13 protein-coding genes are annotated in these 15,764 nt (G+C 65.5%); 10 read left to right on the top strand and 3 right to left on the bottom strand.

Annotated features, from left to right (window positions below; all coding sequences use genetic code 11):
- Positions 1-451 precede the first annotated feature (451 nt).
- Entirely contained in the window at positions 452-1,318 is an 867-nt protein-coding gene (locus ATO3_RS05450; RefSeq protein ID WP_198963215.1) for a hypothetical protein, read from the bottom strand.
- A 350-nt stretch (positions 1,319-1,668) separates the two neighbouring features.
- On the opposite strand from ATO3_RS05450, the gene ATO3_RS05445 reads away from it, so the two are divergent.
- The 5 genes from ATO3_RS05445 to ATO3_RS05425 all read left to right on the top strand — a co-directional run bounded on the left by ATO3_RS05445 (position 1,669) and on the right by ATO3_RS05425 (position 7,392).
- On the top strand, positions 1,669-2,823 hold the full coding sequence (locus ATO3_RS05445) for a phosphoserine transaminase (RefSeq protein ID WP_088648817.1): 1,155 nt from the start codon (positions 1,669-1,671) through the stop codon (positions 2,821-2,823).
- Positions 2,824-2,921: 98 nt separating this feature from the next.
- Positions 2,922-4,517: a phosphoglycerate dehydrogenase gene (gene serA, locus ATO3_RS05440; protein ID WP_088648816.1), complete on the top strand. Its 1,596-nt coding sequence runs from the start codon at positions 2,922-2,924 to the stop codon at positions 4,515-4,517.
- A 170-nt stretch (positions 4,518-4,687) separates the two neighbouring features.
- Positions 4,688-5,293: a dimethylsulfonioproprionate lyase family protein gene (locus ATO3_RS05435; RefSeq protein ID WP_088648815.1), complete on the top strand. Its 606-nt coding sequence runs from the start codon at positions 4,688-4,690 to the stop codon at positions 5,291-5,293.
- Between the two features lie 102 nt (positions 5,294-5,395).
- A complete protein-coding gene (locus ATO3_RS05430) occupies positions 5,396-6,124 on the top strand; it encodes a metallophosphoesterase family protein (RefSeq protein WP_088648814.1) in 729 nt (242 codons plus the stop codon).
- A 92-nt stretch (positions 6,125-6,216) separates the two neighbouring features.
- Positions 6,217-7,392 carry an acetyl-CoA C-acyltransferase family protein gene (locus tag ATO3_RS05425; protein ID WP_088648813.1) on the top strand — a complete coding sequence of 392 codons (1,176 nt, stop codon included), beginning with the start codon at positions 6,217-6,219 and terminating at the stop codon, positions 7,390-7,392.
- 214 nt (positions 7,393-7,606) lie between these two features.
- On the opposite strand, the gene ubiB is transcribed toward ATO3_RS05425, so the two are convergent.
- On the bottom strand, positions 7,607-9,136 hold the full coding sequence (gene ubiB, locus ATO3_RS05420) for a 2-polyprenylphenol 6-hydroxylase (protein ID WP_088648812.1): 1,530 nt from the start codon (positions 9,134-9,136) through the stop codon (positions 7,607-7,609).
- Positions 9,137-9,140: 4 nt separating this feature from the next.
- Positions 9,141-9,893 carry a bifunctional demethylmenaquinone methyltransferase/2-methoxy-6-polyprenyl-1,4-benzoquinol methylase UbiE gene (gene ubiE, locus ATO3_RS05415; protein ID WP_088648811.1) on the bottom strand — a complete coding sequence of 251 codons (753 nt, stop codon included), beginning with the start codon at positions 9,891-9,893 and terminating at the stop codon, positions 9,141-9,143.
- A gap of 131 nt (positions 9,894-10,024) precedes the next feature.
- Between ubiE and mutM the strand changes: the two genes are divergently transcribed.
- The 5 genes from mutM (at position 10,025) to dnaN (ending at position 15,705) form a co-directional block, all read left to right on the top strand.
- The gene (mutM, locus tag ATO3_RS05410; RefSeq protein ID WP_088648810.1) at positions 10,025-10,876 is read left to right on the top strand and encodes a bifunctional DNA-formamidopyrimidine glycosylase/DNA-(apurinic or apyrimidinic site) lyase; all 852 of its coding nucleotides are present in this window, start codon (positions 10,025-10,027) and stop codon (positions 10,874-10,876) included.
- A gap of 63 nt (positions 10,877-10,939) precedes the next feature.
- Positions 10,940-11,716, top strand: a complete 777-nt coding sequence (locus ATO3_RS05405) for an enoyl-CoA hydratase (RefSeq protein WP_088648809.1) — start codon at positions 10,940-10,942, stop codon at positions 11,714-11,716.
- Between the two features lie 225 nt (positions 11,717-11,941).
- On the top strand, positions 11,942-12,205 hold the full coding sequence (gene rpsT, locus ATO3_RS05400; RefSeq protein ID WP_088648808.1) for a 30S ribosomal protein S20: 264 nt from the start codon (positions 11,942-11,944) through the stop codon (positions 12,203-12,205).
- Positions 12,206-12,746: 541 nt separating this feature from the next.
- A complete protein-coding gene (gene dnaA / locus ATO3_RS05395; RefSeq protein WP_088648807.1) occupies positions 12,747-14,228 on the top strand; it encodes a chromosomal replication initiator protein DnaA in 1,482 nt (493 codons plus the stop codon).
- Between the two features lie 358 nt (positions 14,229-14,586).
- Positions 14,587-15,705, top strand: a complete 1,119-nt coding sequence (gene dnaN, locus ATO3_RS05390; RefSeq protein ID WP_088648806.1) for a DNA polymerase III subunit beta — start codon at positions 14,587-14,589, stop codon at positions 15,703-15,705.
- Positions 15,706-15,764 lie beyond the last annotated feature (59 nt).

Raw genomic sequence — 15,764 nt, 5'->3', positions numbered from 1 at the left:
CCGCTGACGGACTGCCTCCGGTGATGCTCCGAAGACGATACTTGGGTTCTTTGGGCATTTAACGTGCAGGGAGAACTCCGGCGCGCGCGCTGCTTCGGCCAGCACCTGTTCGACTGACTGGCCTGCCGGATTGCTCTTGCGTGAAAAGGTCTGAAATCTCACAAACTGCGGACCGGACATCATCGGTCCCCCGTGATCACGGAACGCAATAAGGACCGACTATTATGTTGCGAGCAACATGTCGGCGAGGGCGCTGCGCCCCTCGACCCCGCGAGCGGCTTCGCCGCCGATCCGTGCCGGATCGAAGCCACTTTCAGTGGCTGCCAAACCCACCCTCCGCCAGCCGTCTGATGGGCGCTGCGGGTGTGTTTGGCGAAGGGACGACGCGGCGGCGCTTGTGTCGTTTCGGCGCCGTTGGTCCGCTTCCGGGAGCTTTGGCTGCGTGTCCGGGTCATTTCAGAACACCGGCTGCCGAGGCTTCGTCGCGCGTGATCAGGCCTCGCTGCATGGCGGCTGCGACCTGGCCGCTTGTCACGTGCCTGCACATCCCGTGGCGGGTCTTCACCCAGCCAGCGACCTGTCTCAGGATCTTCTCCGCACTCTCCGTTGATGTGGCCTTCTGCTGCCGCAGCGCATCCACATGCCGCCGCCATTTTGCGAGCCGCAGCCAGTTGTCGAGGAAGCACACCTTCGAGCGCGTGTAGCCATCGGTTTCGGCGGCGTACGCAGCGGCAGCGGCAGCCAGCTCTTCGACCGACGCGTCGCCAAGCGCCTCGGCGAGGTGGCGGCGACACCCCTCGCGGTCCCGGCGACGGTCGGAGGGATAGGCGGCCCAGATCTTATCCAGATCCACCTCCTCCGCCTCGAGCGCCTCTGCGCGCGTAGGAGGTTTCAAAGGATTGTTTTTAGGATTGTTAGGGGGTCGTGGTGAACCCCGTCGAGGGGTCACTGTGACCCCCCTTGGGGTATCATCGTGAACCGGGTTCACCGTGAGCCCGGTCTCTTTGAGCCCCTTTGGCGGCAGCAAAGAATCCAGTTCGGAGACCGCTTCTAGGACGAGGCGATAGACCAAGGTATGGCCATGATCGCAGGGCCGCAGTTCGCCGGTTTCGACGAGCAAGCCCTCGTCCAGGAAATCGCGGATCGTCCGCTTGACGGTGGCGAGGCTCAGTTCCGTGTGCCGCGCGATTGTGTGCTTCGAGCACCAGATACCGGCCCCGTCGTCGCTCGCCTTGTTCGCGAGGTACATGGCGATCTGCTTGCGGGCGGCACTGCCGAATCTGCGGCGGTCGCAGAGCGCTTCGACGTGATAACTCATCGCGCGGCCCTCTTCGCAGGGGTGCCACCGAGATGAAATCCATCATCGGCAGTGGTCCTGTGGGCCCTAAAATCGGCAAGGCGCAGGGAGGAGCCGCAGCGCGTGCCAACAGGCGGGGAAGCTGCCGTCAGACCATGCCAAACGGCTTGATTGCCTGCTTCGGCCCGAAAGATCGCTGTGTCAGATTTGTGCCAATCCGGGGGTGATGTTCCCTCATCGTTCCGGAGCTTCCCGCAGCCAGCTTCAATGCAAACCACTTTGGATCTTGCTTGTTTTAAAGGGCAGGCGTATGTCCGGCGGTGGGACACCCCTCCCCAACGAGGGGCGTTTATCTGGAAGGGTAGATAGATATGACCATCGCACAACCGGCCACGCGGCCGGCCAATCCGCGTTTTTCCTCCGGCCCCTGCGCCAAACCCCCCGCATTCGACCTCGCCAATTTGGCTGACGCGCCCCTGGGCCGCTCGCACCGCTCGGCTGAAGGCAAGGCCCGGCTGAAGGCCGCCATCGACCGCACCGCCGACATCCTCGGCGTGCCCGAGGGCTACAAGGTCGGCATCGTGCCCGCCTCCGACACCGGCGCCTTCGAGATGGCGATGTGGAACCTGCTGGGCGAGCGTCCGGCGGAAATGCTGGCCTGGGAAAGCTTTGGCGCGGGCTGGGTCACCGACGTGGTCAAGCAGCTGAAGATCGAGGCCGAGGTGAAGACCGCCGAGTATGGCGAGATCGTGGACCTGGCATCGGTCGATTTCGACAAGGACGTGTGCTTCACCTGGAACGGCACGACCTCGGGCGTGCGCGTGCCGAACGGCGACGCGATCCCGGCGGACCGCAAGGGTCTGACGCTGTGCGACGCAACCTCGGCCGCCTTCGCGCAGGACCTGCCGTTCGAGAAACTCGATGTCACCACCTTCTCCTGGCAGAAGGTGCTGGGCGGCGAGGCGGCGCACGGGATGATCATCCTGTCCCCCCGCGCGGTGGAACGTCTGGAAAGCTACACCCCGGCCTGGCCGCTGCCGAAGATCTTCCGCCTGACCAAGGGCGGCAAGCTGATCGAGGGCGTCTTCAAGGGCGAGACGATCAACACGCCGTCGATGCTGGCGGTCGAGGATTACCTGCTGGCGCTGGACTGGGCCGAAAGCGTGGGCGGGCTGAAGGGCCTGATCGGCCGCGCCGATGCCAATACGGCGGCGGTCACCGCCTTTGTCGAGGCGCATGACTGGATCGACTTCCTCGCGACCGATCCGGCGACGCGGTCGAACACCAGCGTTTGCCTGAAGTTCACCGATGCGCGCATCACCGACGGGGCCACCTTCGCCAAGGCCGTGGCCAAGCGGCTGGCCGACGAAGGCGTGGCGCTGGACATCGGCGCCTATCGCGACGCGCCCGCGGGTCTGCGGATCTGGTGCGGCTCGACGGTTGAGACCTCGGATGTCGAGGCGCTTCTGCCCTGGATCGACTGGGCCTTCCAGGCCGAGATCGCAGCGCAAACCGAAGCCGCCTGAGCACCCGGTGGGGTAAAACCCCACCCTACACCAGACACATGCGTAGGGTGGGGTTGTTACCCCACCGCTCCTCCCAATTCTTTCAAGGATCCCTCGATATGGCTCCCAAAGTTCTCGTTTCCGACAAGCTTTCCGAAACCGCCGTCCAGATCTTCCGCGATCGCGGCATCGACGTGGATTTCATGCCCGACCTGGGCAAGGACAAGGACAAGCTGGCCGAAGTCATCGGCCAGTATGACGGCCTTGCCATCCGCTCCGCCACCAAGGTCACGCCGACGATCCTGGCCAAGGCCGACAACCTCAAGGTCATTGGCCGCGCCGGCATCGGCACCGACAATGTCGACAAGGAAGCGGCCTCGAAGAAGGGCGTGATCGTCATGAACACACCCTTCGGCAACATGATCACCACGGCCGAGCACGCCATCGCCATGATGTTCGCCGTCGCCCGCCAGATCCCCGAGGCCTCCGCCTCCACCCATGCGGGCAAGTGGGAGAAATCGAAGTTCATGGGCGTCGAGCTGACCGGCAAGACGCTGGGCGTCATCGGCGCCGGCAACATCGGCTCCATCGTCTGCGACCGCGCGCGCGGTCTGAAGATGAAGGTCGTGGCCTACGATCCCTTCCTGGGCGAAGAGAAGGCCCAGAAGATGGGGGTCGAGAAGGTCGAGCTGGACGACCTGCTCAAGCGGGCCGATTTCATCACCCTGCACGTGCCGCTGACCGATCAGACGCGCAACATCCTGTCGAAAGAGAACCTGGAGAAGACCAAGAAGGGCGTGCGCATCGTCAACTGCGCGCGCGGCGGACTGGTCGACGAGGCCGCTCTTGCCGAGCTGCTGAAATCCGGCCACGTCGCCGGCGCGGCCTTCGACGTGTTCTCGGAAGAGCCGGCCAAGGAGAACCCGCTGTTCGGCCTGCCCAACGTGGTCTGCACCCCGCACCTCGGCGCCGCCACCACCGAGGCGCAGGAGAACGTCGCCCTGCAGGTGGCCGAGCAGATGTCGAACTACCTGCTGACCGGCGCCGTGGAAAACGCGCTGAACATGCCCTCGGTCACCGCCGAGGAAGCCAAGGTCATGGGCCCCTGGGTGAAGCTTGCCGGCCATCTCGGCGCCTTTATCGGCCAGATGACGGACGAGGCGATCAAGGCGATCAACATCCTCTACGACGGCCAGGTGTCCGAGATGAACCTCGAGGCGCTGAACTGCTCGGTCGTGGCCGGTATCATGAAGGCCGTGAACCCGGACGTGAACATGGTCTCGGCCCCGGTCATCGCCAAGGAACGCGGCGTGAAGATCTCGACCACCAGCCAGGACCAGTCCGGCGCCTTCGAAGGCTACATCAAGGTCACCGTGGTCACCGAAAAGCGCGAGCGGTCGATCGCCGGCACCGTCTTCAGCGACGGCAAGCCGCGCTTCATCCAGATCAAGGGCATCAACATCGATGCCGAGATCGGCGCGCATATGCTCTACACGACGAACAACGACGTGCCGGGCATCATCGGGACGCTGGGCAACACGCTGGGTTCGAACGGCGTGAACATCGCGAACTTCACGCTTGGCCGTTCCAACCAGGGCGGGCAGGCCATCGCGCTGCTTTATGTCGATGACGAGGTCCCGGCCCCCGTGCTGCAGAAGCTCAAGGACACCGGCATGTTCAACCAGGTCCGCCCGCTGCAGTTCGAGGTCGCCTGAACGGCGCGCACGGCGCGCCCCGGCCCGGCGAAGTCTGAAAACGGCTGATCGGGGCGGAAACGGACCAATCGGTGCAAAAAAGCGACCAGATCCGGGTCGCCGGATGAAAAGATCCCGCGGCCCGACCGCGTCATGATCCGCCCACGATTTCTTTTTCGGTGGAGCGGGCCATGGTCCATGCACTGTCTTCTTTCGTCGATGAAATGGCCCGGGTGTTCGAAGCCGAGGGCCGGGCCGATGGCGCGGCCCTTGCGGTGGTTCTGAAGACCCTTCCGCAGGATCTCTGGCTGCAGGGCTCGGATTGCGGCGCTGACAGTGCGATCCGCGACCTTCTGGGCACCTCGGCGATGCCGGTGGCCCAGGCCGCGCTCGAAGCCCACGACGTTCTGGGCTGGGCGCCGGAAACCTATGCCTCCCGCACCCCGGACCTGGCCGCGCTCAGCCCCTATGTCGTGGCCGACCTGCTGGGTCCCGAGCAGGCGTTCCGCTGCGATCACCTGCGCGCGGGGCTGTATTACCAGAAGCCCAACACCCGCTACGGGCTGCATTCCCACGCGGCCGAGGAAACCTATGTCATCATCGCCGGCGCCGCGACCTGGACCGCCGGAGAGCGACAGCGCCTGCTGCTGCCGGGCGATTACGTGCACCACACGACCTACCTGCCCCATGCCTGCGAAACCGGCCCCGAGGGTGTCGTGGCGCTCTGGCGCTGGAGCGGGGAGATCGGCAAGGAAAGCTACCGTGTGCATGACGGGCAGGGCGCCTTCGCCGCCTGAGACCACGGGCGCCGCGCCGGGACCCGGGGCGCGTGCGGGAAATCTCGCGCTGCGACGCGGCGGCGGCTTTTCTTCCGTGGCGCGGCGGGTTAGCTCCTCTGCATGACACAGCCGCTTTATGCCGTGGGCGATGTCCACGGGCAGAAATCCGAATTCGACAAGGTTCTGGATCAGATCGCCGCCGATGGCGGCCCCGAGGCCGAGATCATCTTTCTCGGCGATTACGTGGATCGCGGCCCGGACAGCCGGGGCGTGATCCAGGCGCTGATGGACGGGGTGGCCGGGGGCCGGCCCTGGCACGTGCTGCGCGGCAACCACGACCGGATGTTCTGCCGCTTCCTGCGCCAGGCCGACCAGCACGATGCCAATATCCTGTCCGGCAAGGGCTGGCTGCATCCCGCGCTGGGCGGGATGGCGACGCTGGCCTCCTACGGCGTCGAGGGGGTGGAAGACGGCGACATCGCCGCGATCCATGCCGCCGCGCGGGACGCCGTGCCCGAGGCGCATGTGGATTTCCTGGCCTCCCGCGATCTGACGCTGGAGCGCGACGGCAAGCTGTTCGTCCACGCAGGTATCCGGCCCGGCGTGCCGCTTTCGGCGCAGGACGAGGAAGACCTCGTCTGGATCCGGGGCCCGTTCCTTGAATTCGAGGAGGCGCATCCCTGGCTGGTGATCCATGGCCATACAGCGCTGGAGGACCACACCCATTTCGGCAACCGCGTCGATCTGGACGGTGGGGCGGGATATGGCCGGCCGCTGCACGCGGCGGTGATCGAGGGTGACAGCCTCTGGAGCCTGAAGGACGACGGACGCCAGCCGCTCGTGCCGTAGCGGCGCGGGTGACGGCCGGGCACAGGGCCGGCATAGTGTCTCCCGAGAGTCATGACGCGTGACGGCACGTGACACGAAAGAGGGAGAATTCCATGACCGATATCGTTTTGCTCGACGGGGCCCGCACCGCCATCGGCACCTTCGGGGGCGCGCTGGCTTCCACCGCGCCGATCGACCTGGCCACCGTGGCCGCCGAGGCCGCCCTGGAGCGGTCCGGCGTCGAGGGCGGCCAGATCGGGCACGTGGTCTTTGGCCACGTGATCAACACTGAACCGCGCGACATGTACCTGTCCCGCGTGGCGTCGATGCAGGCGGGCATCCCCGAGGGGACGCCGGCGATGAACGTGAACCGGCTGTGCGGTTCGGGCGCGCAGGCGATCGTGTCGGCGGTGCAGTCGCTGATGCTGGGCGATGCCGAGTTCGCCCTGGCGGGCGGCGCCGAATCGATGTCGCGCAGCCCCTACATCATGCCGCAGGCGCGCTGGGGCCAGAAGATGGGCGATATCAAGTCGCTCGACATGATGCTGGGCGCGCTGAACTGCCCCTTCGGAACTGGGCACATGGGTGTCACCGCCGAGAATGTCGCGACCGAGCATCAGATCACCCGCGAGGACCAGGACGCCTTTGCCATGACCTCGCAGGAACGGACGGCGGCGGCGCAGGCGGACGGGCGGTTCGAGAGCCAGATCACCCCGGTGAAGATCCGCGTGAAGCGGGACGAGGTCGATTTCATGGTCGACGAGCATCCAAAGCAGACCTCGATGGAGAAGCTGGGCAGCCTGAGGCCGGTCTTCAAGAAGGACGGCACCGTGACGGCGGGCAATGCCAGCGGCATCAATGACGGCGCGGCGGCGCTGGTTTTCGCCACGGCGGAGGCGGCCGAGAAGGCCGGGTTGAAGCCGAAGGCGCGGGTGCTGGGCTATGCCCATGCCGGCGTGCGGCCCGAGGTGATGGGCGTGGGCCCGATCCCGGCGGTGCGCAAGCTGCTGGAGAAGACGGGCCTGAGCGCGGGCGATTTCGACGTGATCGAATCGAACGAGGCCTTCGCCGCGCAGGCGATCGCGGTGAACCGCGAGCTGGGGCTGGACACCGCGAAGGTGAACCCGAATGGCGGGGCCATCGCGCTGGGGCATCCGGTGGGGGCCACGGGGGCGATCATCACCGTCAAGGCGCTGTACGAGCTGGAGCGGATCGGTGGGTCGAAGGCCCTGATCACCATGTGTATCGGGGGCGGGCAGGGGATCGCCCTGGCCATCGAGCGGCTCTGATTTCCGGCCGGAGGCTCTGCCCCCGGAGCCCCCGGAGGTATTTAGGCCAAGAAGAAGACATGAGGGCGGTGCGTGTCCCACGCGTGGGACAGGAGCCGCCCTTTGGGTTTTCAAGGGGTTACAGAGTCGAATTTACGAGTCGTTAGGGTTTGGGCCACGCGGGGGGCCGCATTCGCCCGGGGCCGTGGCGCCGCCCCGGGGAGGGCGATGCCGGTCAGAGCAGGGCTTCGGCGGCCAGCACGATCAGCGCGCCCAGCACGGCGCCGCCCAGACCCGAGGCCAGCATCCAGCGCTTCAGGCGGGGCGGTTCGGGCGGCGGGTTGTTCTGGGCGATGAGCAGGCCTTCGACCAGGCGGGGCAGCTGGGGGCCGAAGCGGGTCAGGACGCGGGCCGTCTGGGCCAGGTCCGTCATCAGCGCGCGGGGGCCGACATGGGTGCGGATGTAATCCGTCACGATCGGGCCGGTCACATCCCAGATGTTCACATGCGGGTTGAGCGAGCGCGCCACGCCCTCGACCACGACCATGGTGCGCTGCAGCAGGATCAGTTCGGTCCGGGTTTCCATGCCGAAACGTTCGGTGACCTCGAAGAGATAGGCCAGCACGCGCGACATCGAGATGCGGGTGGCGTCCATGCCGAAGATCGGCTCTCCCACCGCGCGCAGGGCGCGGGCGAATTCGTCGACATCCTGGTGGGCGGGGACATAGCCGGCTTCGAAATGCACCTCGGCGACGCGCTTGTAATCCTTGCGCACGAAGCCATAGAGGATCTCGGCATAGACCCGGCGGGTGTATTCGTCGATATGGCCCATGATCCCGAAATCATAGGCGATGATGTCACCGTTGGACGCGACCTTCAGGTTGCCCTGGTGCATGTCGGCGTGGAAATAGCCGTCGCGCAGGGCGTGCTGCAGGAACAGTTTCAGCACGTTGTGCGACAGCCGCACGCGGTCCAGCCCGGCGGCGTCCAGCGCGTCGTTGTCGCCCAGGGCCAGGCCGTCGGCCCAGCCCAGCGTCATGACCCGGCGGCCCGACAGGTGCCAGATGATCGGCGGCACGCGAAAGCCCTCGTCTTCCTTCGTGGTGGCGGCGAATTCGCTGGCGGCCGCGGATTCGAGCCGCAGGTCGAGCTCTCCGCGGACCACGCCGTCGAAATGTTCGATCACCTCCATCGGCCGCAGGCGGCGGGCGCCGGGCGCGAAGAGATCCACGATCCGCGCGGCGAGGTAGAAGGCGTCGACATCCTTGCGGAAGGCGCGTTCGATCCCCGGGCGCAGCACCTTGACGGCGACGGCCTCTCCGGTGGAGGCGAGCCGCGCCTTGTGGACCTGGGCGATGGAGGCCGCGGCGATCGGTTCGGAGAATTCGAGGAAGGCGGCATCCGGGTCCACGCCCAGCTCGCGCGCGATCGTGGCCCGGGCGACCGAGGCGGGGAAGGGCGGCAGCTGATCCTGCAGGACGCGCAGCTGTGTCGCCAGCTCGTCGCCGACCACGTCCGGCCGGGTCGACAGGATCTGGCCGAACTTGATGTAGGCCGGCCCCAGCGCGGTCAGCGCGCGGGTGAGGGGCGGCATCGCGGGATCGCCGGGATAGCCGAGCCACTGGAACGGCCAGCCCAGCACGCGGGCGAGGATGCGCAGGGCGCGCGGCGCCTCGAAGGCATCGAGCACGAGGCGCATGGCGCCCGAGCGTTCGAGCGTGGCGCCGGTTCGGATCAGGCGCCAGATATTGTGGGGACCGCGCAACGGCTCAGATCTTCCAGCCGGAATGGAGCACGGCAATGCCCATCGACAGGTTGCGGTACTTGGCCTGTTCGAAGCCGGCGTCGCGGATCATCTGCAGGAAGGTGTCTTGGTCCGGGAACTTGCGGATCGATTCGACGAGATACTGATAGCTGTCGCGGTCGTCGGCCACGACGCGGCCGATCTCGGGGATGACGTTGAAGCTGTAGAGGTCATAGGCCTTTTGCAGCATGTCGTTGGGAATACGCGAGAATTCCAGCACCATCAGACGGCCGCCGGGCTTCAGCACGCGGAAGGCCTCGGCCAGGGCCTCTTGCGGGCGGGTCACGTTCCGGATGCCGAAGGAGATCGTGTAGACATCGAAGGTGTTGTCGGGGAAAGGCAGCGCCATGGCGTCGCCGACGACCCAGTCGAGGCTGTCGGCCATGTCCTCGGCCTCGGCGCGTTTCTGGCCTTCGATAAGCATGGGTTCGGTCATGTCGAGAACGGTGGCGTGGCCCGACCCGGCGCGCTTGAGGAAGCGGAAGGCGATGTCGCCGGTGCCGCCGGCCACGTCGAGCAGTTTCTGCCCGGGTCGCGGGGCGAGCCAGTCCATCATCGCATCCTTCCAGATGCGGTGGATGCCCGCGCTCATCAGGTCGTTCATCACGTCGTAGCGCGACGCCACGGAATTGAAGACGCCCTGAACCCGGCCCTTCTTGTCGGCCTCGGGGATGTCCTGGAACCCGAAATGGGTGGTGTTGGTGTCGTCCTGGGTCATGGCTGAATCGCGGGCCCTTGCCGTTTGGGTCGGTGCGGCCTGATATAGGCTGCTGGTGCTGTGGGACGTTATAGGCCGCTTGCGCGCGGGCACAATGCGGGTGAGGCGAAAGGCCCGGGAAAGGAAGACGAATGCCGGAATTGCCGGAGGTGGAAACCGTGAGGACCGGGCTGGCCCCGGTGATGGAGGGCGCGACGATCGCGCGGGCCGAGGTGAACCGGCCGGACCTGCGCTGGCCCTTTCCGGAGCGGATGGCCGAACGGCTGACCGGGCGGCGGGTGCTGCAGCTGCGGCGGCGGTCGAAATACATCCTTGCCGATCTGGACAGCGGCGAGACGCTGCTGATTCACCTTGGCATGTCGGGGCGCATGGTGGTGTCGGGCGATACGCTGGGGCGTTTCGTGCACGATCACCCGGCGCCCGAGAAACACGACCACGTGGTGTTTCACATGGCCGATGGCGCGCGCATCACCTTCAACGATCCGCGCCGGTTCGGCGCGATGGACCTGATGCCGACGGCGGGGGCCGAGGCGCACAAGCTGCTGGCCGCGCTGGGGCCGGAGCCGCTGGGCAACCGGTTCGACGAATCCTACCTGATCGCCGCCTTCAGGGGGCGCAACACGCCGGTGAAGGCGGCGCTGCTGGACCAGAGGATCGTCGCCGGGCTGGGCAATATCTATGTCTGCGAGGCACTTTTCCGGGCAAGGGTGTCGCCACGGCGCAAGGCGGGCAAGATCGCGGCGCCGAGGGTCGCGGCGCTGGTTCCGGCGATCCGCAACGTGCTGCAGGAGGCGATCGCGGCGGGGGGATCGTCGCTCAGGGATTACCGGCAAGCCGATGGGGAACTTGGGTATTTCCAGCATTCGTTCGACGTTTACGGCCGCGAGGGGCAGCCCTGCCGGACCCCGGGGTGCCCCGCGCCGGTGCGGCGGATCGTGCAATCGGGGCGGTCGTCCTTCTATTGTGCGGCCTGTCAAAGATAGCTTGAACAGCGGACACTGCGTGTTAAGGCTTCGGATTTGAACGGAACAGCCGAAAGCGAACCCATGGCTTTTGAAACGATCATCGTCGATATCGATGACCATGTCTGCACCATCAAGATCAATCGCCCCGATGCGATGAACGCGCTGAACCAGGTCGTCCTTCACGAGATCTGCACCGCCCTCGAGGAGGGCGATGCCAACGAGAAGGTGCGGGTGTCGATCATCACCGGATCGGAGAAGGCCTTTGCCGCGGGCGCGGATATCAAGGAGATGTCCGAGCAGAGCTTTGTCGACGTGGCCTCGTCCGACCTGTTCGGCGCGCCGCACAGACGGCTGCAGAAGATTCGCAAGCCGGTGATCGCGGCGGTGTCCGGCTATGCGCTTGGCGGCGGATGCGAGCTGGCGATGGCCTGCGATTTCATCATTGCCGCGGAAAACGCCAAGTTCGGCCAGCCCGAGATCAACCTTGGTGTCATGGCCGGGCTGGGCGGGACGCAGCGACTCACCCGGTTCGTGGGCAAGTCCAAGTCGATGGACATGAACCTGACGGGTCGTTTCATGACCGCCGAAGAGGCCGAGCGCGCCGGCCTGGTCAGCCGCGTGGTGCCGGCCAAGAAGCTGATGGAAGAGGCCCAGGGCGCGGCCCAGAAGATCGCCGAGAAGTCGAAATTCGCCACGCTGGCGATCAAGGAATCGGTCAACCGCTCGTACGAGACGACCCTGTCGGAAGGGCTGCTGTTCGAGCGCCGCGTGTTTCATTCGCTGTTCGCAACCGAGGATCAGAAAGAAGGCATGGCCGCCTTCCTCGAAAAGCGCGAACCGCAGTTCCGCGACAAATGACGTAACGGTGCCGCCCCCGCGAGGCGGGGCGGCGCAGTTTCCCCTTTTCATTTCCGGCGCGTCGCCTTATAGACGCCCGTCATACATGCGCGTGCGGCCCGCTCAGGCTTGATTCCCGTGATTCCCGTTTAAGGAGAGTCGTGTCGGTCAGTCTTGTGCAAGATTCGTACGCATACAACCGAAACGCAGACCCGAAATACAGAAACACGAAGGAAGTCAGATCGCATGGCAAATTCGCCCCAGTCCAAGAAACGCGCCCGTCAGAACGAAACCCGCTTTGCCGTGAACAAGGCGCGCCGGTCGCGGATCCGCACCTACCTGCGCAAGGTCGAAGAGGCGATCGCATCGGGCGATCAGGGCGCCGCTCAGACCGCGTTCAAGGCCGCTCAGCCCGAGCTGATGCGCGGCGTGACCAAAGGTGTCTTCCACAAGAACACCGCGGCCCGGAAATTGTCCCGCCTGTCCTCGCGCATCAAAGCGATGGCCTGAGGCTTTTCTGCAAGCCTATCAGAATTAATGTTTGAAAACAGGGCGTTGCCGCAGGCTGCGCCCTGTTTTCTTTTTATCCATCGGCGAGATTTTTAAGATTCTTTGCCCCCCCGGCCGGAGTCAAGGCAAGAGATTCATTGCCGCCTTACCCGCCATATTGCTACCTATGATCCAGCGATTCACTCGCCTGGGGGGACAGGTCGCAGCGAACGGGCCGGACGCAAAAATAAGGCTCAAGCTGCGTATGTCGGACAGGTCGATCCAACGACCTTGAAGATGTGCCGGAACCGGCGCAGGCTGCTCTGCGCTTTTGCCGGCCCTGTCATTGATACTGTGTGTGCCATGGATCTGGCTGCCCGGCTTCCTTCGCCGGTCGGTCCAGTCTCACTGCTGCCATTTGTCCCGTCAAGGGACCATCCGCGCTTTCTGGCAGGGAAAGCGCCGGGTGCCCTCGTGCGTCGTGAATGCCGCCGGCTGACGCCGGTCAACGACATGAAGAGGCTGAAAAAGCCACTATAATCGGGATGTTACGAGGCACCGAATGACACAAGAGAAGTGGGGACAACTCCGTCAGAATCTGCTCAGGGCGATCGGGCAAAACAATTACAAGAATTGGATCGAGCCGCTTGAATTCGCAGAGCTGAACGACGGCGTCGCAGTATTCACCGTTCCGACCACCTTCACGGGAAACTACGTTCTTCGTAATTTCGGCGACCTGATCCTGTACGAGCTGAACAATTCGGGAGAGCGCGTGCAGCGCGTGACCTTCGAGGTCGCCAACCTTGCAGGACGACCGGCCAGCCGAGCCGCCGCCGCGGCGCGGCCCCGGCAGGAGATGGTGTCCGGCGATGCCGCACCCGGCACCCAGGGCGTGCCCGCCTCCCGGTCCGCAAACAGCCAGGACGAGCGTACCATGGCCGAGGCGGATCGTTCCTCGGACCGGACCCCGGCAACCGCCGGGCGCAGCGATGCACTGGAGGATCTGCAGGCCGCCCCTCTGGACGCGCGCTTCACCTTCGACACCTTCGTGGTCGGCAAGCCGAACGAGCTGGCCCATGCCGCGGCGCGCCGCGTCTCGGAAGGCGGCGTGGTCACGCTGAACCCGCTGGTGCTTTATGGTGGCGTAGGCCTCGGCAAGACCCACCTGATGCACGCGATCGCCTGGGAACTGCAGGCGAAACACCCCGAGCTGAACGTGCTGTACCTGTCGGCCGAACAGTTCATGTACCGTTTTGTCCAGGCGCTGCGCGAGCGCCGCATGATGGATTTCAAGCATCTTTTCCGCTCGGTCGACGTGCTGATGGTGGATGACGTGCAGTTCATCGCCGGCAAGGATTCGACGCAGGAAGAATTCTTTCACACGTTCAACGCGCTGGTGGACCAGAACAAGCAGATCATCATCTCGGCCGATCAGGCCCCGGGCGAGATCAAGGACCTGGAAGAGCGTCTGAAGTCGCGCCTGCAATGCGGGCTGGTCGTGGACCTGCACCCGACCGATTACGAACTTCGCCTGGGCATTCTGCAGACCAAGGTGCAGCATTACCGCACGACCTACCCGGACCTGAAGATCGCGCCCGGCGTGCTGGAATTCCTGGCGCATAGAATCTCGACCAACGTGCGGGTGCTGGAAGGCGCGCTGACGCGGCTGTTCGCCTTCGCCTCGCTGGTGGGGCGCGAGATCGACATGGACCTGACGCAGGATTGCCTGGCCGACGTGCTGCGCGCTTCCGAGCGGAAGATCACCATCGAGGAGATCCAGCGGAAGGTGTCGGATTACTACAACATCCGGATTTCCGATATCGTCGGCCCCAAGCGGGTGCGCAGCTTTGCCCGGCCACGGCAGATCGCGATGTACCTGTGCAAGCAGCTGACCTCGCGCTCATTGCCCGAGATCGGACGGCGCTTCGGCGGCCGCGACCACACCACGGTGATGCACGGGGTGCGCCGGATCGAGGAGCTGAAGCTGACAGACGGGCAGATCGCCGAGGACGTGGAGATGCTGCGGCGCGCGCTGGAGGCGTGAGCCGGGCGCGTCCCGGTTTCGGGACAGGCGGCCGGACAGGACGGCCACGCATCGAAGGCAGATGCGACGGGACATGCGGCGGCTTCGGGCCGCCGCGTTTCGTCCGGGCCCTGTGCGCGCCGGGCGGTGGGTTGAAAACCCACCCTACGCCGGTCACGGGCCTGCGCGCAGGGCCCGCGGTGCGGCCCCTGGCCCGGCGGCGCGGCGCGATTTTCCCACAGTCCGGATGCATTCGCAGATGCGGGGTTGCACCCCTCTTGACCCCTGCTGCCGAACGCAAGAGAAACTTCGAAAAAACCTTGTGCCGCAGGGGAGAACGGGTAACCTGCCCCTCCCGGCTCAGCGATAGGGATGGGACATGAAGATCAGCATTGAACGCAGCGTGCTCCTGAAGGCCGTGGCCCAGGCCCAGTCCGTGGTGGAGCGCCGCAATACCATCCCGATCCTGGCCAATGTGCTGATCGAGGCCGAAGGCGACTCGGTGACCTTTCGTGCCACCGACCTGGACATCGAGGTGGTGGACCGCGCGCCCGCCATGGTGGACCGCGCCGGCGCCACGACGGTTGCCGCCACCACCCTGCACGAGATCGTCCGCAAGCTGCCCGACGGGGCGCTGGTGACCGTGGTGTCGGACCCGGCTACGGGTCGGCTGACGGTGGAGAGCGGGCGCACGACCTTCTCGCTTGCGACCCTGCCGAAAGAGGATTTCCCGGTCATGGCGACCTCGGAATATGCCTCCAACTTCTCGGCGCCCGCGCCGCTGCTGCGCCGGCTGTTCGACAAGTCGAAATTCGCGATCTCGACCGAGGAGACGCGGTATTACCTCAACGGCGTCTACATGCACGTGGCCGACGGCGAGGACGGCAAGGTGCTGCGCTGCGTGGCGACCGACGGCCACCGGCTGGCGCGGATCGACGCGGATCTGCCCGACGGCGCGGCCGAGATGCCCGGCGTGATCGTGCCCCGCAAGACCGTGGGAGAACTGCGCAAGCTGCTGGAGGACGACGAGGCGGAGATCGCCGTGTCGGTGTCCGAGACCAAGGTGCGCTTTGCCACGCCCGAGATCACGCTGACCTCGAAGGTGATTGACGGCACCTTCCCGGATTATTCGCGCGTCATTCCGCAGGGCAACACCCGGCGGCTGGAGGTCGACGCGAGCGAGTTCGCCCAGGCGGTGGACCGGGTCGCGACCGTCAGTTCGGAACGCTCGCGCGCGGTGAAACTGCAGCTGGGCGACGACAAGCTGACCCTGTCGGTCAACGCGCCCGACAGCGGTGCCGCCGAGGAGGAGCTGGCCGTGGCCTATGGCGACGAGCGGCTGGAGATCGGGTTCAACGCCAAGTACCTGCTGGAGATCGCCAGCCAGGTGGATCGCGAGAATGCGGTGTTCATGTTCAACTCGTCCGGCGATCCGACCCTGATGCGGGAAGGCAACGACCTGAGCGCGGTCTATGTCGTCATGCCCATGCGGGTGTGACGGAGCAGGTCGTTTCCATCTTTTGGGACAAGATTTTTCGCCGAAAAATCTCGGCCGGT

It is taken from the genome of Marinibacterium profundimaris, from assembly GCF_002210095.1.
Classification (GTDB): Bacteria; Pseudomonadota; Alphaproteobacteria; order Rhodobacterales; family Rhodobacteraceae; genus Marinibacterium; species Marinibacterium profundimaris.
Note: the sequence above shows the minus strand (reverse complement) of the source record. Positions and strands in the feature narration are given on the sequence as shown.

Coding starts and splice junctions, on each gene's coding strand:
- ATO3_RS05450 (WP_198963215.1), bottom strand. CDS start 1,318: ATGAGTTATCACGTCGAAGCGCTCTGCGACCGCCGCAGATTCGGCAGT.
- ATO3_RS05445 (WP_088648817.1), top strand. CDS start 1,669: ATGACCATCGCACAACCGGCCACGCGGCCGGCCAATCCGCGTTTTTCC.
- serA (WP_088648816.1), top strand. CDS start 2,922: ATGGCTCCCAAAGTTCTCGTTTCCGACAAGCTTTCCGAAACCGCCGTC.
- ATO3_RS05435 (WP_088648815.1), top strand. CDS start 4,688: ATGGTCCATGCACTGTCTTCTTTCGTCGATGAAATGGCCCGGGTGTTC.
- ATO3_RS05430 (WP_088648814.1), top strand. CDS start 5,396: ATGACACAGCCGCTTTATGCCGTGGGCGATGTCCACGGGCAGAAATCC.
- ATO3_RS05425 (WP_088648813.1), top strand. CDS start 6,217: ATGACCGATATCGTTTTGCTCGACGGGGCCCGCACCGCCATCGGCACC.
- ubiE (WP_088648811.1), bottom strand. CDS start 9,893: ATGACCCAGGACGACACCAACACCACCCATTTCGGGTTCCAGGACATC.
- mutM (WP_088648810.1), top strand. CDS start 10,025: ATGCCGGAATTGCCGGAGGTGGAAACCGTGAGGACCGGGCTGGCCCCG.
- ATO3_RS05405 (WP_088648809.1), top strand. CDS start 10,940: ATGGCTTTTGAAACGATCATCGTCGATATCGATGACCATGTCTGCACC.
- rpsT (WP_088648808.1), top strand. CDS start 11,942: ATGGCAAATTCGCCCCAGTCCAAGAAACGCGCCCGTCAGAACGAAACC.
- dnaA (WP_088648807.1), top strand. CDS start 12,747: ATGACACAAGAGAAGTGGGGACAACTCCGTCAGAATCTGCTCAGGGCG.
- dnaN (WP_088648806.1), top strand. CDS start 14,587: ATGAAGATCAGCATTGAACGCAGCGTGCTCCTGAAGGCCGTGGCCCAG.